Source organism: Megamonas funiformis (assembly GCF_010669225.1).
In the GTDB taxonomy this organism is placed as follows: Bacteria; Bacillota; Negativicutes; order Selenomonadales; family Selenomonadaceae; genus Megamonas; species Megamonas funiformis.
The window spans coordinates 794311-816239 of sequence record NZ_CP048627.1 but is presented as its reverse complement, the minus strand read 5'-3'; the positions used below and the strand labels follow the sequence as shown (position 1 = coordinate 816239).

Annotated in this window: 22 protein-coding genes and 1 pseudogene; all 23 read right to left on the bottom strand. The window is 30.5% G+C overall.

Annotated elements, in window-relative coordinates; genetic code table 11:
• Positions 1 to 222 precede the first annotated feature (222 nt).
• The 23 genes and pseudogenes from GXM21_RS04015 to hisZ all read right to left on the bottom strand — a co-directional run bounded on the left by GXM21_RS04015 (position 223) and on the right by hisZ (position 21929).
• Entirely contained in the window at positions 223 to 1920 is a 1698-nt protein-coding gene (locus GXM21_RS04015) for a phosphoethanolamine transferase (protein WP_008538414.1), read from the bottom strand.
• 111 nt (positions 1921 to 2031) lie between these two features.
• Positions 2032 to 3147, bottom strand: coding sequence for an RNA-guided endonuclease InsQ/TnpB family protein (locus GXM21_RS04010; RefSeq protein WP_249068235.1), 1116 nt, complete (start codon positions 3145 to 3147; stop codon positions 2032 to 2034).
• Between the two features lie 19 nt (positions 3148 to 3166).
• Positions 3167 to 3235, bottom strand: a pseudogene (locus GXM21_RS13175) (IS200/IS605 family transposase); the annotation flags it as partial.
• 143 nt (positions 3236 to 3378) lie between these two features.
• Positions 3379 to 4086: a ribulose-phosphate 3-epimerase gene (locus tag GXM21_RS04005; RefSeq protein ID WP_416276876.1), complete on the bottom strand. Its 708-nt coding sequence runs from the start codon at positions 4084 to 4086 to the stop codon at positions 3379 to 3381.
• A gap of 13 nt (positions 4087 to 4099) precedes the next feature.
• The gene (rpe, locus tag GXM21_RS04000; RefSeq protein ID WP_008538417.1) at positions 4100 to 4765 is read right to left on the bottom strand and encodes a ribulose-phosphate 3-epimerase; all 666 of its coding nucleotides are present in this window, start codon (positions 4763 to 4765) and stop codon (positions 4100 to 4102) included.
• A gap of 124 nt (positions 4766 to 4889) precedes the next feature.
• On the bottom strand, positions 4890 to 6875 hold the full coding sequence (gene tkt, locus GXM21_RS03995) for a transketolase (RefSeq protein WP_008538418.1): 1986 nt from the start codon (positions 6873 to 6875) through the stop codon (positions 4890 to 4892).
• Positions 6876 to 6954: 79 nt separating this feature from the next.
• Complete coding sequence (gene rpiB, locus GXM21_RS03990) at positions 6955 to 7362, bottom strand: ribose 5-phosphate isomerase B (protein WP_050900422.1); 408 nt, start codon at positions 7360 to 7362, stop codon at positions 6955 to 6957.
• Between the two features lie 64 nt (positions 7363 to 7426).
• Positions 7427 to 8473: a zinc-binding dehydrogenase gene (locus tag GXM21_RS03985; RefSeq protein ID WP_008538421.1), complete on the bottom strand. Its 1047-nt coding sequence runs from the start codon at positions 8471 to 8473 to the stop codon at positions 7427 to 7429.
• A gap of 68 nt (positions 8474 to 8541) precedes the next feature.
• Positions 8542 to 9807, bottom strand: a complete 1266-nt coding sequence (locus GXM21_RS03980) for a PTS galactitol transporter subunit IIC (RefSeq protein WP_008538422.1) — start codon at positions 9805 to 9807, stop codon at positions 8542 to 8544.
• Between the two features lie 82 nt (positions 9808 to 9889).
• A complete protein-coding gene (locus tag GXM21_RS03975) occupies positions 9890 to 10177 on the bottom strand; it encodes a PTS sugar transporter subunit IIB (RefSeq protein WP_008538423.1) in 288 nt (95 codons plus the stop codon).
• A gap of 41 nt (positions 10178 to 10218) precedes the next feature.
• The gene (locus tag GXM21_RS03970) at positions 10219 to 10686 is read right to left on the bottom strand and encodes a PTS sugar transporter subunit IIA (RefSeq protein ID WP_008538424.1); all 468 of its coding nucleotides are present in this window, start codon (positions 10684 to 10686) and stop codon (positions 10219 to 10221) included.
• 36 nt (positions 10687 to 10722) lie between these two features.
• Positions 10723 to 12642 (bottom strand): BglG family transcription antiterminator, encoded by a 1920-nt coding sequence (locus GXM21_RS03965; RefSeq protein WP_008538425.1) that lies wholly within the window; start codon positions 12640 to 12642, stop codon positions 10723 to 10725.
• Between the two features lie 237 nt (positions 12643 to 12879).
• Positions 12880 to 13602, bottom strand: coding sequence for a SagB/ThcOx family dehydrogenase (locus tag GXM21_RS03960; RefSeq protein WP_008538426.1), 723 nt, complete (start codon positions 13600 to 13602; stop codon positions 12880 to 12882).
• A 15-nt stretch (positions 13603 to 13617) separates the two neighbouring features.
• Positions 13618 to 14319 (bottom strand): bifunctional phosphoribosyl-AMP cyclohydrolase/phosphoribosyl-ATP diphosphatase HisIE, encoded by a 702-nt coding sequence (gene hisIE, locus GXM21_RS03955; RefSeq protein ID WP_008538427.1) that lies wholly within the window; start codon positions 14317 to 14319, stop codon positions 13618 to 13620.
• Complete coding sequence (gene hisF, locus GXM21_RS03950) at positions 14319 to 15077, bottom strand: imidazole glycerol phosphate synthase subunit HisF (protein ID WP_008538428.1); 759 nt, start codon at positions 15075 to 15077, stop codon at positions 14319 to 14321. The genes hisIE and hisF overlap by 1 nt, the downstream gene beginning before the upstream one ends.
• Before the next feature lie 3 nt (positions 15078 to 15080).
• Positions 15081 to 15812 carry a 1-(5-phosphoribosyl)-5-[(5-phosphoribosylamino)methylideneamino]imidazole-4-carboxamide isomerase gene (hisA, locus tag GXM21_RS03945; RefSeq protein ID WP_008538429.1) on the bottom strand — a complete coding sequence of 244 codons (732 nt, stop codon included), beginning with the start codon at positions 15810 to 15812 and terminating at the stop codon, positions 15081 to 15083.
• Between the two features lie 7 nt (positions 15813 to 15819).
• Complete coding sequence (gene hisH, locus GXM21_RS03940) at positions 15820 to 16440, bottom strand: imidazole glycerol phosphate synthase subunit HisH (protein WP_008538431.1); 621 nt, start codon at positions 16438 to 16440, stop codon at positions 15820 to 15822.
• A 32-nt stretch (positions 16441 to 16472) separates the two neighbouring features.
• Positions 16473 to 17078 (bottom strand): imidazoleglycerol-phosphate dehydratase HisB, encoded by a 606-nt coding sequence (gene hisB / locus GXM21_RS03935; RefSeq protein ID WP_008538432.1) that lies wholly within the window; start codon positions 17076 to 17078, stop codon positions 16473 to 16475.
• Between the two features lie 14 nt (positions 17079 to 17092).
• The gene (hisC, locus tag GXM21_RS03930) at positions 17093 to 18160 is read right to left on the bottom strand and encodes a histidinol-phosphate transaminase (RefSeq protein WP_008538433.1); all 1068 of its coding nucleotides are present in this window, start codon (positions 18158 to 18160) and stop codon (positions 17093 to 17095) included.
• Positions 18153 to 19502, bottom strand: coding sequence for a histidinol dehydrogenase (gene hisD / locus GXM21_RS03925; protein WP_008538434.1), 1350 nt, complete (start codon positions 19500 to 19502; stop codon positions 18153 to 18155). Before hisD ends, hisC begins: the two co-directional genes overlap by 8 nt.
• Positions 19503 to 20165: an ATP phosphoribosyltransferase gene (gene hisG, locus GXM21_RS03920; protein ID WP_008538435.1), complete on the bottom strand. Its 663-nt coding sequence runs from the start codon at positions 20163 to 20165 to the stop codon at positions 19503 to 19505. It abuts the gene before it with no gap.
• Positions 20166 to 20184: 19 nt separating this feature from the next.
• Complete coding sequence (locus GXM21_RS03915; RefSeq protein WP_008538436.1) at positions 20185 to 20736, bottom strand: HD domain-containing protein; 552 nt, start codon at positions 20734 to 20736, stop codon at positions 20185 to 20187.
• Positions 20736 to 21929: an ATP phosphoribosyltransferase regulatory subunit gene (gene hisZ, locus GXM21_RS03910; RefSeq protein ID WP_008538437.1), complete on the bottom strand. Its 1194-nt coding sequence runs from the start codon at positions 21927 to 21929 to the stop codon at positions 20736 to 20738. Before hisZ ends, GXM21_RS03915 begins: the two co-directional genes overlap by 1 nt.

The window sequence follows — 21929 nt, the reverse complement described above, 5'->3', positions numbered from 1 at the left end:
ACAACATACTTAATTCAACATCATCTATTTAACCAAAATTTAACTTTTACCTCTATCATTATATTGTAATAATTTTATGAAAATCTTGTAAATTTATATAAACTTTGTAAAAACAAGCAATATATATGCAAAAATAATGTAAAAACAGTAAAAAATCATGCTATAAACAGCAAAAAAAATCCCCAATACAGCAAAATGCCGTATTAGGGATTTTTCTATTATTTATCTTTTATTTTTTATTTCTGCATCATAATCCATACCATCAAAGATACGAGGTCTTTGTTCATTGAATTTATCATTTACAATACTTCTTGTAGGGTCAAATTCAGCCGTTTTTATATCTGCTAAATCCATAACAGTATGAATCATATCATCTGTCATATAAGGTCTATCAGCAGCTTTTTTGATTTGCTCCCATTTTTCAGGATATTTTGCCCTGAATTTTTCTGATGCCCACATGATAACTGGTATTTCAATCATATGGTGTGTAGGATTTTCCTCAATATGACCTGACATATCTTCGCCTTCATCATATACAGCTTCACCGTGGTCAGGAACATAAATAACTAAAGTTTCACTATCACGGAATTTATCAATAATACTACTTACTATATAATCATTATAATAAAGTGCATTATCATATTGAGCTACGATTTCTTTTTTACCATCTGTAATTGGTAAATTGATATCATCTTTACTAAATTTACTAAAACTATAAGGGAAACGATTATAATATAATCCATGTCCGCCCATCAAATGAACTACATAGAAATTTTTATCTTCACTTCTATTTGCTATAGCATCATCAATAAGCGGGAATAATTCGCCATCAACGATACCATAATCTTCTCTTGAATCGCGAATACGAGTAAATGCACTCACATCACTATGAGCTGCATAAATCTGAGCTACATTGCCCCAAACACCTGAAGTTTCCTGATTAGATAACCAATATGTCTTATATCCTGCAGCATTCATTACATCAATTAAATTATTGTAATGATACCATTCTTGATCTGATTCACGATTACAAAATGTAAATAACTTACTTAATACTGCAATTGTAGTAGAATGAGGACTTACTACATCGCGGAAAACACTGATTTCGCCTTTTTCATTTAAAGCATCAAGATTTGGTGTATTTGGTAAATAATATCCATAAAGATGCATATGGTTTCTATTTGTAGACTCACCTAAAATAAATACAATATTTTTTATTTCACTCTTATTTTCTGTGAGTTCTACCTTACTATTTACTTGGGAAGAAAGCTCTCTATACGCCTGCATATTTCTTACAGCGACAGAAGTAGAAGCATATACCCTTTGCACTGGTAAGACTTCATCGTCCCAAATAAAATCTGTATATACAGTAAACATTCTTATAGTATAAAACACACTTAAAACCATCAAAGTACATACTATACCTGATTTTGTCTTTTGTTTTAAAGTGATTTTTTTCAGTGGATTATATTTATATAAACCTACAATTAAAGCAATTAAAACAATGATAGAAGCAACGCCTGAAAAACCTATATACATAGAGAAAAATTCTGTAGCTTCTCGCATATTTGTCTCAAGTGCAGAATTTATAATACCTGTGCCAATCAAAGCTTTATAGCAATACATTGTAAAAAATTCACCAATAAATATAAGCCCTATTGGTATGACCAATACTGTTTTTACAATTTTTTGCAAAAATCGTTTTGGCAATAAATCAATAAGACAAGTTATTATCAATGAACCTAACCATACAGAAAAAATATATCCAATCGCCACGTCAATTTTATCTTCATCAAAAAGTGACCACGCTGTAGTTAAACTATTAATTATAAATAAAATCATGATAAACATAAAATGTTCATCAAAAATTCTTTGTAAATAACCTGTAAGTTTTCCTATAAAACCTTTATTTAACAACACAAAACGCCCTTTCTTAAGTCTATTTATTTTATATTTGACATACTCCCCATGCCTAAAGGCAGGGGATTCTTGGATACAAACGATACTTGCCTACTAAAATAGCAGGTCTTACTATATCTCTCCAAAGAAGGTTGATGCCCCAACCTTCCATATATTTATAGCAGCATTTCTATCTCTATCGTGGCTGGTTTTGCACTTTGCGCAAATCCACTCACGAACTGCCAAATTTTTAATTTCAGGATTTTTTGTACCACAAACATGGCAAATTTGCGAACTTGGATAGTATCTATCTATCTTTTGCACTATTGAGCCAATTTCTCTCGCTTTATATTCAAGAATTTTTATAAATTCACTAAATCCATAGTCAGATATTTTTCTACCCCAACGTTTTTGCATTCCTTTTATATTCAAATCTTCTATACAGATTAAAGCATATTCACTACAAATTTTATTTGCTAATTTAAAATGAAAATCTTTACGTTGATTAGATATTTTCTTATACAATCTAGCAAGAGCTATTTTTGCTAATCTACGATGATTTGAACCTTTCTTTTTTCTAGATAAAATTCTATTAGCTTTTTTTATATCATTAGCATTTTGCTTAAAAAATAAAGGTGTTTTTATATCTTTATTATCTGAAGCTGTTAAAAACTGTTTTAGTCCAAAGTCATAGCCGACGCTTTTACCTGTTCTTGCTAAAACTTTATTCTCGTTAGTTTCACAAACAAAATAAAGATATATATCACCTAAAGTATCACGTTTAATTGTTATTGTTTTAACTATTCCTTCAATATCTCTACTTTTAAAATATTTGTATTTTTGTTTATTAATTTCTATCACATTATCCTTTAAGAGTTTCCAACCTGCTTGTTTGAGCGTGAATGATTTATATTTTCGTATCTTTTTAAAAGATGGTGGTGCTGTACGAATTTTATGTTTTAAATTTCTAAAAAACAATTTACAAGCACGGTCTATTCTTTGAGTTATGTCTTGAATAGCTTGCGAACCTACTTCTTTAAAATAGCTAAATTTACCTATTTTCTTAAGTTTAGTTAAATGTTTTTGAAGCTTATAGATATTAAGAGATTTTTTAAATAAACGATAATATCTTTTATGCAAAGCAATACAGTGATTGTAGATAATTCCAGCTATATTAATAACTTTATGAAGTTTTTTATTCCTTTTTGCCTTATACAATTTAAAACAATATGTCTTCACTACAATCATCTGCCTTTTTATCATTTATTTATTCTGAACGCTTTTGACTTTCTATATACTGTTTAATAATTGACATTGGTGCTCCACCAACTGTAATTTGGTAAAATTTTTGTAAATAACTAAAATAAATATATACTATAAAAATTATTTTGGCAATAATAAATTAGTGCTAACTTCACTAAAAATAAAGATAAATAGCTGTAACAAAATGATAACTCAATTCGCTACAGCCATTTTTTATTAATCAATAAATTCTTTTGTCGGTGCTAATAGTTCTCTCAAATTTTCTTGTATACTTTTACCTGCCAAAAATAACCCTGAAGTTCCTCCTGTAAAAATTGTAACACCCGCCTCAGCAAGCATTCTTGTTGTATTTTTATTTACATTTCCATCTGCTTGAATGCGTGTTTTAATATTATTTTGTTTTAACATATCACTCATCATCTTTATATGTTTTATTGCTTCTGGATTTATTTTTTGACCTGCAAATCCTGGATTTACAGTAAGCTTTAAAATCCATTCACATAAAGGAGCAAGTTCTATTAAATCATCTTTTGGCTCGGTATCTGCTCTATAAGCTAATACAGGTTTTGCCCCTAAGCTACGTATCTTAGCAAAAATCTCTTTAGGATTTTTCATGGCTTCATAATGAACTGCTATATATTCTACTTTTTTTTGAGCAAAAACTTCTATATAATTTTCTATATCATAAACAGCTAAATGTACTTCTATGGGCAATCTACTATTCTTTTTTAAATAATCACAAAGAATATCTCCTAATATATAACATTTATTAAATCTACCATCTACAACATCATAATGAAAAAATGCTACATCTGAGTCTTCTACTTTTTTTATACTATCCGCTAAATTTCCTAAATCCATACAAGATACAGAAGCTGATACTGCCGGCATAGGTAAAACATTTTTGTTAATCAATATATCCACATCCATTTTTTTATTATAAACTTAATAGTTTTCTAAAATCTGCCACATTTTTTTCTAATTCTCTATGTTTGAAAATTGATGAACCTATTACTATATCTGTTGCACCTGCATCTACAACTGTTTGTATATTATTTAAATTAATACCACCATCTACTTGAATAATAAAATTATAATTATTTTCATCTCTCCAATTTGCTAAATCTTTTATTTTCTTTGTACTCATTGGCAAATATGCTTGCCCACCAAATCCAGGTTCAACAGACATTACTAATACTTTTTTAATAATATTATCTTCTGCCATATATTTTAAAGACTCAAAATTTGTTGAAGGATTTAAAACTACTCCGCCTTGCATACCTAATTTATTAATAGTTTCTACTGTATGATATAAATGTTTACATGCTTCTACATGTACTGTTACAGAATTAACACCTGCTTCTTTTAATCCATTTAATAATGCATCTGGATTTGTTACCATTAAATGTGCATCAAAATTCATTTTAGTTTTTAGTCTTAAATGTTTTATTAAATCTATACCAAAAGTAATATTACTTACAAAATGTCCATCCATTACATCTAAATGTAAATCTTTTATACCAGATTGTTCTAATCTTTTTACATCATCAGCTAAACAACTAAAATCTGCTGCTAATATTGAAGGGGATAATACTACTGTCATTTTCTTCATTCCTTATAATTTTATATTTTAATAAAAATAAGAGTGCCCTTATTTTGTATATTCACAAAAAGGACACTCCAAAATTAGGGATTTTGGTAGGGTATGTGTAAAAATTTTTATAAGTTTATTTAAGCATAGATAATGCTTTATTAACTACATTTTCAACAGTAAATCCATATTTTTTAAATAATACATTAGCTGGTGCTGATGCTCCAAATGTGTCAATAGTTACAGATTTACCTTTAAAGCCAAGATATTTACCCCAGCAAATGCTAGAGCCTGCTTCCACAACTAAACGTTTTTCTACAGTTTGTGGTAATATCTTTTCTTTATATTCATCACTTTGTTGTTCAAAAATATCCATACAAGGCATACTTACAACACGAATGTCAAAACCTTTTTCCATCAATTCTTTTTTAGCATCTACAGCCAAACTAACTTCTGAACCACTAGCAATAATTATGGCATCTGGTTTTGCTTTTATAGACTCTGCTATAATATAGCCACCTTTTAAAGCCTCTTTACTACTACCTTCTATTTGTGGTAAATTCTGTCTAGATAATGCAAGAACTGTTGGTGTATTTTTACTTGTAATTGCGCTATACCATGCAGCAGCAGTTTCTGTAGCATCAGCTGGTCTAAACACATTAATATTAGGCATAGCACGAAGCATTGCTAACTGCTCAATAGGTTCATGAGTTGGTCCATCTTCACCAACACCAATACTATCATGTGTCAATACATAAGTTACAGGTATTTTCATCAAAGCAGCCAATCTTGCCATAGGTTTTAAATAATCACTAAATACAAAGAATGTACCTACAAATGTTTTTGTACCACCATATAAAGTAATACCATTTGCAATTGCTGCCATAGCAAATTCACGAACACCATAGTGAATATTTCTACCTAAATAATTATTCTTACTAAAACTTCCGCCATCTTTAATTACAGTTTTATTTGATGGTCCAAGGTCAGCACTACCACCCCAGAAATTTGGCATAATTTTAGCTAAACGATTAATCATATTTCCAGATAAACTTCTTGTTGCTTGCGGTTTATCTTCATAAGACCAAAATTCATCACAATTTAATAATTTTTCATCATCGATTACTGCAAAATATTTATCCCATAGTTCTTTCTTTTCTGGATATTTTTCACAGTAAGCTTTGAATAATTTATTCCAATTGTCTTCAACTTCTTGTCCTTTTTTAGCTTTTTGAGCAAAATTATCATATACATCTTGTGGAATTACAAATGCTTCTTGTTCTTCCCAACCAAGATTATCACGTAAAGCTTTTACATTTTCTTCACCTAATGGTGAACCATGTGAGGATTCACTACCTTCTTTAGCAGGGCAACCAAATGCAATTTTAGTCTTTACTGTAATAAATGATGGTTTTGTCTTTTCTGACTTAGCAAGTTCAATAGCTTTGCTAATTTCTTCTAAATTATTACCATCTTCAACAGTTAAAGTCTGGAAACCAAATGCTTCCATACGTTTATTTACATCTTCTGTAAATGCTAAATCTGTATTACCTTCAATAGTAATATTATTGCTATCATATAAAACAATTAATTTACTTAAACCTAATGTACCAGCTAACGAGAATGCTTCTGAAGATATTCCTTCTTCCATACAACCATCGCCACCTAATACAAAAGTATAATGATCAATAACATTATAATCTTCAGTATTAAAAGTAGCTGCCATATGGGCTTGGGCCATAGCCATACCTACAGCCATTCCCATGCCAGCACCTAATGGTCCTGTAGTTGCTTCTACACCTACAGTATGACCATATTCTGGATGACCAGGTGTTAAAGAATTATCTTGTCTAAAGTTTTTCATATCTTCAATAGTTAAACCATATCCAAATAAATGAAGAAGTGAATATAATAAACTTGAAGCATGTCCAGCTGATAAAATAAATCTATCTCTATTTACCCATTTAGGATTTTTAGGATTATGTGTTAAATGATTAGCCCATAATTCATATGCCATTGCTGCACTACCAAGTGGCATACCAGGATGACCTGAATTAGCTTTTTGTACAGTATCTGCTGCTAATACACGAATAGCATTTACAGATTTTTGCTCTATATTCATTAGGCTATACCTCCTTTAATTTCAAATTATCCAGAATATTGGGATAATTAATTTTTATATAATGATTATTATTTTATACTTATCTATTTTTTTCATAATTCATCATGGCTTCTACACGTTTAGCATATTTTCCACCTAAATGTTCTGTGCTAAGCCAAACTTTTGTAAATTCCCATGCCATATATTCAGAAATAATTCTTGCTCCCATACACAAAACATTTGCATTATTATGAGCTCTTGTCATTTCTGCTGAAAATAAATCACTTACTAAAGACGCTCTTATACCTTTTACTTTATTGGCCATCATTGACATACCAATACCTGTACCACAAATTAAAATACCGTATTTAGTATCTAAATTATTAGCTACATCTTCACAGACTTTTATAGCATAAGCACCAGCATCTACAGAATCTTCACTATAAGTTCCTTTATCTTCCACATCATAACCAGCCTCTTGCAATTGCTGTATTAAAAATTGTTTCATTTTATAACCAGCATGGTCTGAACCTATCACTATTTGTTTCAAGAAAATTCCCTCTATTCAGTTTTTATTTATTTTCAGGTAATGGTTTTAATACAATTTTTATAGTTTCACCAGATTTCATTAATTTATAAGCTTTATCCCATTCATCAATATTTAATTCATCTGTTATCATTAAATCTGCTCGTATATCCCCATTTGCCATATAATTTAAAGTTGCAGGCCAATCATGAGTATTCTGACTACGACTTCCAGAAACAACTAGTTCCTTTTGGATAATTTTTGAAAAATCTACTACAACTTCATCTTTAGCAAATAAACCTACCTGAACATATTGTCCTTTTTTTCTTAATAAATCCATTCCCAAATGCATTGAAGGAACAGCACCTGTACAATCATAACAAATATCTGCACCATATCCATCAGTAAGACTATTAACTAATTCATGAGGATCATCTTTTTGTACATCTACAATATAATCTATACCAAATTTTTCTTTAGCAACTTTTAATCGTCCACTATCTTTAGTTAGACCTGTCATTACTACTGTACCACCTTTTGCTCTTACAATTTGTGCCACAAGTAATCCAATTGGTCCTGGACCTAATACTAAAACAATATCTCCTTTTTTTATAGTTGCTTTACAAACACCATGATGAGCACAAGCTGCTGCTTCAGTTATTGCAGCTTCTTTACAAGATAAATTTTCAGGTAGTACATGTACACTAGCTCCTCTAGCTACAATATAATTTGCACATGCTCCATCTTGTTGTGTGCCTAATCCTTTACGAGTTGGACATAAATTATATTCTTTTTCTAAACAGTATCTACACTTTCCACAAATTTCAAAAGTAGTTTCTGATGTTACCTTATCTCCAACTTTTACATGTTTTACATTTTCGCCTACTTCTACAGCAATTCCAGCAAATTCATGCCCTATAATTAAATCTTTAGCATTAATATTATAATGACCTTCATATGTATGAATATCACTACCACAAACACCAATATATTCAACTTTTATTTTTACTTGATCTTTATTTATTGTAGGTTCTGGTTTATCAATTATTTGCCAATTACCAGCACCTGGTTCCATTTTTACTAATGCTTTCATTTTATATCCCCTCTTTATTTCTACAGAGCTGCCACATTTTAAAAGTGTCAGCTCTATATTTTATTAATCTAATTGAATAAAGCAAATGCTTTAAATATTATAAAATTAATTAAGTTTCCTGCTTGGTCTATACTAGATATAAGTGTTGAACCTTCTGGCATTTTAAAGTTTGCAATAACACCCATTGTTGTTTGAAATTCTGCCATAGCAGTTGACATTAATAAAGATAAACTGATTACTACAATACCTGCTAATACAGAATGAACTATATTTCCACGTGCAGCTGCTACAATCATTGCTACTATAAATGGAATAGTTGCTAAATCACCAAAAGGTAATACATTATTTCCTGGAAGAATTACAGCTAATAATATTGTTATTGGTACTAAAATTAAAGCAGTTGCTATTACTGCTGGATGTCCTGTAGTTACTGCTGCATCCAAACCAATATAAATATTTGCATTTTCACCAAAACGTTTTTGTAATACATTACGTGCTGCTTCAGAAATTGGAATTAATCCTTCCATTAAAAGTTTTACCATACGAGGCATTAAAACCATAACACCTGCCATAGCCATACCAACTTTAGCTACTTCACCTGCATTATATCCTGCTAAAACCCCTAATACTGCGCCTAAAAAAAGTCCCATAAAAATTGGTTCACCAAAAATACCAAAACGTTTTTGAATAGAATCTGGATCTGCTTTTAAATTTTTAATTACTGGAATTTTTTGAATCAACCAGATCAAAGGTATACCTAATGGAGCATATGAACAAGTAGAACCTGTTGGTACAGATACGCCTGGTAAATCAAAATACTTTTCCATATAAGGAGCTGTCCAATCTGCTATTTTTAATACAACAATTTCAAAAATAATAGCTGCAACAATAGCTTGCCAAAAACTTCCTGTTAAAGCATATACACATGCACCACAAAATGTAAAATGCCAATAATTCCAAATATCAACATCCATAGTTTTTGTTGTTTTTGTAAATAACATAATGATATTTACAACTAAAGCTAATGGTAAAACAAAGGCTGCAATAGGTGATGCCCATGCCATACTAGCAGAACCTGGCCAACCTATATCTATTGCATTTAATTGTATTCCAAAATTTTTAATCATTGCTTGAGCTGCTGGGCCAAGATTATCACAAAGTAGTGCTACCACTAAGTTAATACCTACAAATCCCACTCCAATAGTAAGACCGGAATGGAATGATTTCGCTGGACCACATCTAAAAATCAGTCCAATAATGAATATAAATACTGGTAATATAACAGTTGGTCCTAATCCTAAAAACGCTTGAAACATAGGAACTAAATTTTCCATAATAAGCCTTCTCCCTTTATTGAATTTTACTAGTAGAACATATTTTTATGTTCTACTAGTAATTGATTTTAATTATGCTACTTTATTTTTTTAACTCTGCAAGAATTTCTTCTTTTGTTTTATCTAAGCCAATTCCAGTTAAAAATGCTCTAGCATTAATTACTGGAAAATTATATTTGCTTTTATCTGCTACTGTTGTTGTAATAAGTAAATTTGCTCTATCAGCATAACTAGGTACTTCCATCATTTTGCATTGAATAATCTCCACTGGAATATTATTTAATTTCGCAAGTTTTGTAACTGCATCATTAACTACTGTAGAAGTAGCAATTCCTGTCCCACAAGCAACTAAAACAATTTTCTTTTCCATATAAAACACTCCTTAAAATTATTTAATTTATTTTATTACTCTTAGTTACCTAATTGTAATTTATCACTAATAAAAATTTTTATATTATCTATAGATTTTTCATTTTTAATATAATTTAAAGCATTTTCATCTTGTAAAATTCCCATCAAACTTTGTAATAATTCTAACTGTGCATGTTCTTCTTTCATTGCTAACATAAAAATCAAATCAACTTTTACAGTATTACTATCATCCCCCATAATTACAAAATCAACAGCCTTATTTAATCTAGCAATACTTATAGCTGGAATATCTACATGCTGAATATCAGTATGCGGTATAGCTACTCCACCAATTAAAGTTGGTAATCCTGTTGCAAAAACTTTTTCTCTTTCAATAACAGCTTTTTTATATGTATCTTTTACATATCCTAATCGATGGAGATTATCTGCCATTATTTCTAGTACGTCTAATTTATTTTTAACATCGATATCTAATAAAATAAGTTCTTTTTTTAAAATAATATTCATATTCCTAGCTCCATAATTTATTATTTAATTCTTCTCTTAAAACATTTTTTCAAATTCATTAATAAAAACTTCATAAGATTTATTTTTTAATATTGAATTAACTCCATTTTTTAACTTTATATAGTTATATAATTTCAAAAACATTGGTTCCCATAAATTCATTTTTCCTTTTTCTACATTCAAAAGAAATACTACTTGTACAAATAAGTCATCCCATATAATAGGCTTATTCAAAATCAATATTGATATAAAAGATGTTCCGCATTCATTATAAATAGGATGAGGTATAGCTACTAAATCACCTATTGATGTAGAAGACATCTCTTCTCTTTCAAATATAGACATTTTTGCATTATTATTCATTAAACCTTTTTTTATTGCTTCATCTGCTAAAAAATTTATACACTCTTCTTTTGTTTCAAAATTTTTACCAATATAAAAATTATCTTTGTTAAAAAATGTTGTAATTTCTAATAATTCTGTAGTTTCTTTATGAAAAATCTTATTTTCAATATTTTCCACATCTTCCTTTTGTAACATACGATTAATTTTTATTATTTTATCCGATTTAACATTTTTTAATGGTACAGTAGATAATATATAATCTACATTATCTAATATTTGATTATTAATCTCATAGCTTGGCATAACTTTTATTACATTTAATCTATTATGAAAATATTCTTCTACTTTTGCTTTTAATAATACAGATATTCCTAATCCTGAAGAACATACTATTATTATATTTTTAGCCTTAATATTTTCTTTTATACCATTTCTACTTAATGCTGCACCAAAATGAAGAGCTATATAACCAATTTCATTTTCATTAATTTTTATATTGTCATATTGTTCAACAATTTTACCAGCAATTACCCCCATTTGAAATGCTAGCGGATAATCATTTTTTATAGTTTCTAACAATTCATTTCTAATATTCATCTGAAATTGAATTCTTGTTAATGCTATGTTTAAATGTAATGTTAAACCATCAATCAAATATTCATCGTTAGTAAAATCAATAGATAACTTTTCATGAATTTCTTTTAAAATTATATTTACTAATTTTTTTACATGTTTTTTGTCCATTGATTCACTAATATCTGTTAATTTCTTGCTAGCTAATAAGCATTGAGCAATATAATATACTTCTGAACAAGCTATATCTATATTCATCTTTTTTAATATATTATCTATTAACTCTTTAGCTACATTATATTCAAAAGTATTTTCTATTTTATTAGCAATACTAGACGGATAGGATACAAATTTATTACAATTAGAACGTTGCATGCCTATTGCTATATGTAGACAAAATTTTTCTTTAGATCTATCTGCTAATTGTATTTTTTTATAACTTAATGTTTCTTTTATTATTTTATCTAATAACTCAATATCTACATTTGCTAAAATCTTCTGGAAAAATTTTTCTGTACTACATGTATTTATCATATCTACTATGCAATAACGTATCTTAACTTCTTCACCAATAACCTTTATACCCTTTGTTTTATATTGTGTAACTTTTAAATCATATTTTTGTAAGATATCTTTTACTTCATTTAAATGCATCTTTAATGTAGATAAACTTATATACATTTCTTCTGCTAAATCATTTTGTGTAATAACAATATCTTTAAAAGTATTTTCTAACAGTCTATACAATATATAATTTATCCTTTGTTTTGCTGTTTCTAAATTACTAACACCTTCTTGAAACAAATTTTGTTCAGCAGTATCAAGTTGCTCAAATTTATTAAAGCGATATCCCTTATTAGGGCTAGAAATTATTCGTATATCATATTCAACTAAATATTCTTGTAAAGCTTTTATATCTGAACGTATTGTTCTTGAAGAAACACCTAACTGTTGAGACATAAATTCTCCACTCAATCCCGTTTGATGTTCTTTTAACATATTAAATATTTTCTTTCTTCGTTTATTAATCTTTGCCATTTTCAATACTCCCTTAACTTGATTAAATTGTATCAAAAATTAGCAATCCATCATAGATTGATTGTTTTCCGCAACATGCGGAAATATTTTTGTATTTTATTTTAAATATTATAAAAATTTCCTCATTATATTTTTATGCGGAAAAACTAAATTATATACAAAAAACTCAATTAAGTAATATTCATAAATATCACTTAATTGAGTTCTTTTACTCTAATTTATTCTTTTTAAGCTATCCTATTTACCTACACCAGCACCATAGACAACAAATTGATTTTCTCCATCAAAACCGAGATTTTGATTTAAAACTTCATCATCAAAAGCACCTAATGCACACACTTTTATATGCATTGTTTGTGCTGCTAAATATAAGTTTTGGCAAACATGTCCAGCATCTAAATAAATATAGCGATATGCTCTTTCGCCAAACATACAATCCATTCTTTCATAAACAGCTGTCCATAAGAATACTACAGCTGCATTATTTGCTACACCTACTGTAGAAAATTGGCTACAGATTTTTTCTTCAATATCTTCTGCATCAGATACTAATAATAATTTATGCTCTAATGGTAAAAAGCGATATAAACCTGGTTTTATGCCTTCAACACGGCGAATATATAAAAATGTTTCCAATGCATTTCTACCGCCAGCAGAAGGTACATTTCTAATAGTCTTTGTCTGCATTACCATTTTAACGCCTTGAGTACACCATAAAAGATATGATAATTCTTTATTAGATAATTCTTTTGTATCATCATATTGACGAAGTGTAGAACGAACTTCTATCATTTCCAAAAAGTTCACCTGTGCATCTGGTAATACATCTGGGTCTACAAGGTCAATCAATACTGCATCTTTTGCATATGGTAATTCAAAAGGTGGCAAATTATCTATTTTTTTTGCAGTACCACGCTTCCATGCAGAATCTTTCATATAGTCAAGTCTAGCTTGTCCCATCATCAATTCTCCTCTTTAAGATTTATTTTTTTTGATTTCTTTCTTGCCAAATCTATGATATTCTCCACCATTTCTTCTGCTCATCAATTCAGCTAATAAATCATCTGGAGTAATATTATGATATGCCAATAAAACAAGACAATGATACCATAAATCGCTCATTTCATAAAGAATTTCTTCTTTATCCATATTTTTAGAAGCAATTATTGTTTCAGTACATTCTTCACCCACTTTTTTCAAGATTTTATCTTGACCTTTTTCAAATAAATAATTAGTATATGAGCCTTCTACTGGATTTACTTGACGGTCTTTAATTGTTGCATATAAATCATTTAAAACCTTAGCGATAGAAGTATTATCCTGTGGTTGAGCCATAGGTACTAAATCTTTGCTGTCTGGAAATAATCTGCGATCAGTAAAGCAAGTATATGTGCCAGTATGACAAGCCATACCTGTTTGATGAACTTTTACCAACAAAGTATCACCATCACAATCATAATAAATTTCACTGACAGATTGTTTATTGCCAGAAGTTGCCCCTTTATTCCAAAGTTCTTGACGAGAACGACTATAAAACCATGTATATCCTGTTTCTATAGTTTTTTGTAGTGATTCTTTGTTCATATATGCAAGCATTAAAACTTTGCCATTAGCTTCTTGCACTACAGCTGGCACCAAGCCTTTTTCATCAAATTTTACTTTGTCGATATCTATCATTATAATCTAACCTCCACACCACGAGATTTTAAATATTCTTTTACTTGGCGAATACTAAATTCTCCATAATGGAATACTGAAGCAGCAAGTACTGCATCAGCTTTTCCTTCTGTTAATACTTCGTAAAAATGTTCTAATTTTCCTGCTCCACCTGAAGCAATTACTGGTACATTTACAGCTTCTGAAACTGCACGCGTAAGTGGTATATCATAACCATTTTTTGTACCATCAGCGTCCATACTTGTGAGCAAGATTTCACCCGCTCCCAAAGAAACTGCTTTTTTCACCCATTCTAAACAATCTATTCCCGTTGGTGTTCTACCACCATTTATATAAACTTCCCAAGAATTTTCGCCATTTCGTTTAGCATCTACAGCAAGCACGATACATTGATTGCCAAATTTTTCTGCTCCCTCTTTAATTATAGAAGGGTCTTTTATCGCTGCTGTATTCATAGATACTTTATCTGCACCAGCCTTGAGCATTTTGCGCATGTCTTCTACAGTTCTAATTCCTCCACCAATGGTAAATGGAATGAAAACTTGACTTGCACAATCATTTGCTACTTTTACAATAGTATCACGTTGTTCATTAGAAGCTGTTATATCTAAAAAAACAAGTTCGTCAGCCATTTCTTTATCATATACGGAAGCAAGTTCTATAGGATCGCCTGCATCGCGCAAAGAAACGAAATTTGTTCCTTTAACAACTCGTCCTGCTTTTACATCAAGACAAGGGATTATTCTTTTTGTGTACATTATTTATCCCTCCTTAGCTATTTTTATAGCCTCTTGTAAAGATAAATTATCTGTATAAATAGCTTTACCTACGATTACGCCTTCAATGCCATCTTGTTCATAACCTTTTAAAATTTTAATATCTTCAATAGAAGATACTCCGCCAGAAGCTACTACTTTTACCCCGCTATAACTTGCAAGTTCTGCTGTCGCTTTTGCATTTACACCAGATAAAGTGCCATCACGAGAAATGTCTGTATAAATAATATGTTTTACACCAGCTTCAGCCATTTTTTTAGCCAATTCTTTCGCTTCCACATTGCCAGATACGCCCCAGCCATCAACAGCTACAATGCCATCTTTAGCATCAATACCTACAACAATGCGTTCACTGCCATATTTTTTGCAAGCATCTTTTACTAATTGCGGATCTTTTACAGCTACAGAACCCAAAATAACACGACTAACACCCATATCTAAAACTTGCTTGATATTTTCCATAGTGCGAATACCGCCACCGAGTTCTACAGGGATATTCACTGTTTTTAATATCATTTCTACAACATCTAAATTCTGTGATTTTCCTTTTAAAGCTCCATCTAAATCAACTAAATGAAGGTATTGACCGCCTTCATCTTCCCATTTTTTTGCCATGATTTCTGGACGTTCAGAAAATACAGTTTCCTGATTAAAATCACCTTTTACAAGGCGTACACATTTACCATTTCTAATATCTATCGCTGGAAAAATAATCAATCTTCATTCACCCTTCTACAAAATTTTTAATAATTTTTAAACCAATATCACCTGATTTTTCAGGGTGAAATTGTGTCGCTACTACATTATCTTTTCCTACAGCAGCTACCAATTCTTCGCCATAACTAGATTTAGCTAAAATTATGGATTTATCTTCTGGACAAGCCTGATAGCTATGTACAAAATAAACATATGGTTCTTCTTTCAATCCTGCAAATAAATTAATATTTACATTCTGATTATTTTCTTCATCTATAACAATAGAATTCCAACCCATATGCGGAATTTTTAGCCCAGGAGCATTTATTTTTTTTACCATGCCTTTAAAAATTCCTAATCCTTTTACTTCTGGTGACTCCTCACTGCCTTCAAACATGATTTGTTCACCCACACAAATTCCCATTACAGGTTTTCCTTGTTCAATAGCTTCTAAAACAGAATTTTTTAAGCCTGATTGCTCAAAATTTTTCATGCAATCACCAAAAGCACCTACACCAGGAAGTACAATTTTATCGGCTTTTTCTATTACTTTTGCATCACTTGTAAGCACTACATCTGGAGAAAATTTCAAAAATGCTTTCTCCACACTAAATAAATTGCCTACACCATAATCCACAATTGCAATCATTAGAATAACTCCTTTAACTAAAAATTTTTATCTTATTCTAATACTCCTTTTGTTGAAGGAATTTTATCTAATGCTCTCTGGTCAAATTCTACAGCTTGTCTTAAAGCATGACCTAAAGCTTTAAATACACCTTCTACTTTATGATGAGAATTTTTTCCATACATCACTTTTATATGCAATGTAATTCCAGCATTAAAGGCAAAAGCTCGCATAAATTCTTCGACAAGTTCTGTATCAAAATCGCCAATCATCGGAGCTAACTCACCCATATCACATACTAAATAAGGTCTACCACTTATATCTAAAGACACCAAAGCTAATGCTTCATCCATAGGAACATAAAAAGTTCCATAGCGATTTATACCACGTTTATCACCAATAGCTTCTTTAAAAGCTTGACCTAAGGCAATACCACAATCTTCTACACTATGATGACCATCAACTTCTATATCACCATCACAGAAAATCTCCATATCTATCAAGCTATGTGCTGATAATAAAGTCAACATATGGTCAAAAAAGCCGATTTTAGTCTTAATATTTGATTTTCCTATGCCATCAAGATTTAAGTTTATATCAATAGCTGTTTCTGCTGTAGTGCGTTTTATAGCACCACAGCGTTTTTTATTTAAATCCATACCATTCAATCCTTTTAATTTTGACTTTCTACAAAATCTTTTATAGCTTTATACACAGCATCATTTTCTGGTCTAGTTCCCATAGAAATGCGCAAACAATTTTCAAGTCTTGGAGCATTGCCAAAAGAACGCACACCAATACCGATATTTTCAAGATATTCATTTAAAGCTACAGCTTTATCATATTTTATCAAGATGAAATTAGTTGCAGATGGATAAACTGTTATTCCATCAATTTTGCTCAACTGTTCGCTTATGCGTTTTCTTTCTGCCACTGTCATTTGAATGCGTGGAATATATTCGTCTCTCATTTGATACACTATATCAGCAGTGATAGCAGATAATACATTTACATGATATGGCATACAAGCTTTGCCTACCATTTCAATGATTTTTTTATCAGCAATCAAATAACCTACTCTCGCACTAGCTAATCCATAAGCTTTAGAGAAAGTTCTTGCAATCATCAAATGTGGATAATCTTTTAAAAATCTCATTGCAGACTCGCCATCAAATTCTACATATGCTTCATCAATGACTAAAGCACAATCAATATTTTTAGCTACATATTCAATATCTGCCATAGGAATTTTTGTACCAGTAGGATTATTTGGGGAACAAATAACAGCAAGAGAAGCTTTATTTTCTTTTACAGCATTGACAAAATCACTTGCATTGAAAGTATAATCATCATTTAAATCCACAGGTACACCAATGGAAGCGCTAAATTTGGCATAGATTTTATACATGGAAAAAGATGGTTGTGGATATACTATTTTTCTACCTCTACCGCCAAAAGCGAAGAATAATTTTTCCAAAATTTCACTTGAACCATTGGCGATTAAAATATTTTCTTTATCTAATCTAAAATTATCAGCAATTTGTTCTGCTAATAATTCAACTTGTTCATTAGGATAACGGTTAAAAGCTACAGAAGCCAATCTTGCCATCAATCTATCTTCAATTATTGGTGGCAAATTCATATTAGACTCATTTGCATTTACCTTTATATCCCAATCACGCTCCACTACATCGTAGCTAGGCATATCTTTTAAACCAGTTCTATATTTTAATTTAATCAATTTTTTCACCTCTTAATTTTATTGCATTTGCATGAGCTTGTAATCCTTCTGCTTCAGCTAAACGAACGATATCAGAACTTACCTCTTGCAAAGCTTTTTGTGTATATGAAATTATACTTGTACGTTTCATAAATGTTTCTGTATTCAATACAGAATAATAACGTGCTGTGCCACCTGTAGGAAGTACATGGTTTGGCCCTGCAAAATAATCTCCAAGTGGTTCAGGAGAATAAGCACCTAAAAATACTGCGCCTGCATGACGCACATAAGGAAGTAAACTAAATGGATTTTCAGTCAAAATTTCCATATGTTCTGGTGCAGAGTAGTTCGCAAGTTCCATTGCCTGCATGAGATTTTCAGTCAAAATAATGCGACCATTTCTTTCTAAAGATGCTTTGGCAATTTCTTTTCTAGGCAATTTAGCTAATTGTTTTTCTACTTCTGCCAAAACTTTATCTGCTAAGGCTTCATCATCAGTGAGTACAATACTAGAAGCGAGCATATCATGTTCTGCTTGACTTAACATATCTGCTGCTGTATATACTGGGTCTGCTGTTTTATCTGCTACAATCAAGATTTCACTAGGACCTGCTAGCATATCAATATCACAATGTCCATATACTGCTTTTTTGGCAAGAGTTACGAAAATATTACCAGGACCTGTGATTTTATCAACTTTCGGAATAGTTTCTGTTCCAAAAGCCATAGCAGCTATAGCTTGAGCTCCACCTACTTTATAAATAGCATCAACACCTGCTTCTTTAGCAGCTATCAATACATATGGGTTTAATTTTCCATCACGAGATGGTGGTGCCATCATGATGATTTCTTTAACGCCTGCCACTTTTGCTGGCATTACATTCATCACTACAGAAGAAGGATAAGCTGCTGTTCCACCTGGAACATAAACGCCTACTCTATCTAATGGTATTACAGATTGACCTAATATAGAGCCATGATTTCTATATGTAATCCATGAATTTGGTTTTTGTTCTTGGTGATATCTACGTACATTTTCAATAGCCTTACGCAAGGAATTTACGATATCTTCATCAGCTACTTCATATGCTTGAGCATATTCTTCTTGTGTTACTAAAAATTGACTAGGAGTGAAATCTGCTCCATCTAATAATTTTGTATATTTAATCATAGCTTCATCACCATTATGGCGAACTTCATTTACAATGCGTTCTACAATCTGATTAGCTGTTAAATCTTCACCGTATAATTCTTTATTTTTTTCACGAATGCGAGGATTTAATTCCACTTCATCGAAAGCGGCTTTATCTAATTTTTTTTGTATTGCTTCTAAGCCTAATTCTTTTACTTTTAAAACTTCCATTTATTCATTAGCCCCTTCCAATTCCATTTCCAAAGCTTTTACTAATTTACTGATGCGGTCAAATTTTAATTTAAAACTTGCACGATTGGCAATCAATCTAGCACTAGCTTTAGCGATAAATGCTATTTCATCTAAATTATTTTCACGAAGTGTAGTTCCTGTTTCCACTATATCAACGATACTTTCAGATAAACCTACGATTGGCCCTAATTCAATAGAACCATTCATTTTTATATATTCCATCTGCATGCCCTTACTTGTGAAAAATTGTTTTGCCACATTAGGGAATTTAGTTGCTACACGTGTATGTGTATAATCTGTCAATTTTGCTCTTTTTTTATCTTTTGGCACAGCCATCATCAAATGACATCTGCCAAAACCTAAATCCAATAATTCATAAACATCTTTTTGAGCTTCCATCAACACATCTTTACCAATAACACCTATATCTGCTGCTCCATGCTCTACATATGTAGGCACATCAGCTGTTTTAGCTATGATAAATTTCAATTTTAATTCTTCATTAGTTATGACCAATTTTCTTGATTTTTCTTCTAAATTGTCAGCTACAAAACCAACTTTAGCAAATAAATCTTTAGCTAAATAAAATAATTTGCCTTTTGGTAATGCTATCGTTAAATATTGCATATCGTCTTTTATCATAAAATCTAACCTCTTTTTATCAATTTAAACTATCCGCTAAACAAAGTATCTGTAGTTCACTACAAGCTTTACAATCAATTTTTTCATGATGATATCTTATTATTTCAGCAATATTATTCAGGCCTAATTCATTTAATTTTTCAGCGCCAAGTTGTGCATGATTATAATAAATATACAAAGCATATCTTCTTTTTTGCCAAAAACTCTTTGATTTATTTAATTTTAGCTTTTCAGCTTCACTAGCCCATTGTTTACTTTTTTGTGGTAAAAATTTTCCTAAAAGTACACTTGTTACTTTATCCATTAAACAAATATCTTTAGCTGTTCTACCTACATCATGAAGTAAACAAGCTCTTATCAATAAATTGCAATCTACATTTTCATATTGCTTTTGTTCTATAATTTTTTGTGCTGTATATGCCACATTCAATACATGACGTTGGTCATAAACTCGCATGGCAAAAAATAATTTTTGTTCTTCATCATTTAAATATTTATCAATAAATACTTTGTCTTCTACTGTCAGTTTAGCTTTAATAGCTCGCCAAAATTGTCTTATACGCTTAATCATTATTCTAAATAAATTAATTCCTTAAATAATTTATTTTTGATATAAAGCTGTGCTTGCGCCTTAGTTTGATTTGTTAAAGCTAATTCCACAACTTTTCCTTCAGCACGCAATTCATTTACTAAAGCAATAGCATCATTTAATTTATCACTTGTATAGGCAACATATATATCCTTTTGATTTTCATCACTTGCAATTTCATCAATATTATTTTGTTTATCTAAAGCTAACATCAATCTTTCTATACCCATAGCAAAACCTGTAGCAGGGCAATCTGTGCCAAAATCAGATAACATTTTGTCATATCTACCACCACCGCAAATTGGATAACCTATCATTGGTGCATATACTTCAAAAATCATACCTGTATAATAATCAAAATCACGAATAACACCTAAATCGAATTTTACAAAATCTGCTAAATTATATGCTTTCAATAAAGTGTAAATATCATGTAGATTATCTAAAGCTTTTCTACTTTGTTCATTCAATGCCAAATTATTTGCAATCTCTAAAACTTCTTCTTTTCCCTGTAACATTGGAATAGATTTTAATGCTTCTTTCGCTTGTTTAGGCAATTTTGTATCTTCTACAGCATTAGTTAAATCCACTAAATTTCTCTGTTCTAAAGCTTGTCTAATTTGTAATTGTTTTTCTTGAGATAATCCCATCTGTTGCATAATGCCATTGATAAAATCAACTTGACCTATACATACCTCAAAATTTTTCAAGCCAACTTTTTGTAAACTATCCACAGCTAAAGCAATTACCTCAGCATCACCTAAGGCTTCAGCTACTCCCATCAATTCTACGCCAGCTTGATAAAATTCACATTGACGACCTTCTTGTGTCTGTTCATAACGATATACATTACTGATATAAGAAAGTTTATATGGAAGAATATCATCACTCATTCTACTAGCTGCTACACGCGCAATTGGTGTTGTCATTTCATGACGAAGAGCTACTGTTTTATTATTTTTATCAAAAAATTTAAATAGATGAGTTTCTATGCCACTACGATTATTAATCGTTAAAGTATCTACATATTCAATTGTTGGTGTAACAATTTCATCATAACCCCAAAGACTAAAATTTTTTGCCAATTTAGATTCAATCTCACGTTTTACTTTTGCATCTTTTGGCAAAAAATCTCTTGTTCCATACGGTATTTCTAATAATAGACCTTTGTTCAT

Bases quoted from the DNA above. Each gene is read 5' to 3' on its own strand.
- GXM21_RS04010 (WP_249068235.1), bottom strand. From the start codon at position 3,147: ATGATTGTAGTGAAGACATATTGTTTTAAATTGTATAAGGCAAAAAGG.
- rpe (WP_008538417.1), bottom strand. From the start codon at position 4,765: ATGACAGTAGTATTATCCCCTTCAATATTAGCAGCAGATTTTAGTTGT.
- tkt (WP_008538418.1), bottom strand. From the start codon at position 6,875: ATGAATATAGAGCAAAAATCTGTAAATGCTATTCGTGTATTAGCAGCA.
- rpiB (WP_050900422.1), bottom strand. From the start codon at position 7,362: ATGAAACAATTTTTAATACAGCAATTGCAAGAGGCTGGTTATGATGTG.
- GXM21_RS03985 (WP_008538421.1), bottom strand. From the start codon at position 8,473: ATGAAAGCATTAGTAAAAATGGAACCAGGTGCTGGTAATTGGCAAATA.
- GXM21_RS03980 (WP_008538422.1), bottom strand. From the start codon at position 9,807: ATGGAAAATTTAGTTCCTATGTTTCAAGCGTTTTTAGGATTAGGACCA.
- GXM21_RS03975 (WP_008538423.1), bottom strand. From the start codon at position 10,177: ATGGAAAAGAAAATTGTTTTAGTTGCTTGTGGGACAGGAATTGCTACT.
- GXM21_RS03970 (WP_008538424.1), bottom strand. From the start codon at position 10,686: ATGAATATTATTTTAAAAAAAGAACTTATTTTATTAGATATCGATGTT.
- GXM21_RS03965 (WP_008538425.1), bottom strand. From the start codon at position 12,642: ATGGCAAAGATTAATAAACGAAGAAAGAAAATATTTAATATGTTAAAA.
- GXM21_RS03960 (WP_008538426.1), bottom strand. From the start codon at position 13,602: ATGGGACAAGCTAGACTTGACTATATGAAAGATTCTGCATGGAAGCGT.
- hisIE (WP_008538427.1), bottom strand. From the start codon at position 14,319: ATGATAGATATCGACAAAGTAAAATTTGATGAAAAAGGCTTGGTGCCA.
- hisF (WP_008538428.1), bottom strand. From the start codon at position 15,077: ATGTACACAAAAAGAATAATCCCTTGTCTTGATGTAAAAGCAGGACGA.
- hisH (WP_008538431.1), bottom strand. From the start codon at position 16,440: ATGATTGCAATTGTGGATTATGGTGTAGGCAATTTATTTAGTGTGGAG.
- hisB (WP_008538432.1), bottom strand. From the start codon at position 17,078: ATGGATTTAAATAAAAAACGCTGTGGTGCTATAAAACGCACTACAGCA.
- hisD (WP_008538434.1), bottom strand. From the start codon at position 19,502: ATGGAAGTTTTAAAAGTAAAAGAATTAGGCTTAGAAGCAATACAAAAA.
- hisG (WP_008538435.1), bottom strand. From the start codon at position 20,165: ATGATAAAAGACGATATGCAATATTTAACGATAGCATTACCAAAAGGC.
- GXM21_RS03915 (WP_008538436.1), bottom strand. From the start codon at position 20,736: ATGATTAAGCGTATAAGACAATTTTGGCGAGCTATTAAAGCTAAACTG.
- hisZ (WP_008538437.1), bottom strand. From the start codon at position 21,929: ATGAACAAAGGTCTATTATTAGAAATACCGTATGGAACAAGAGATTTT.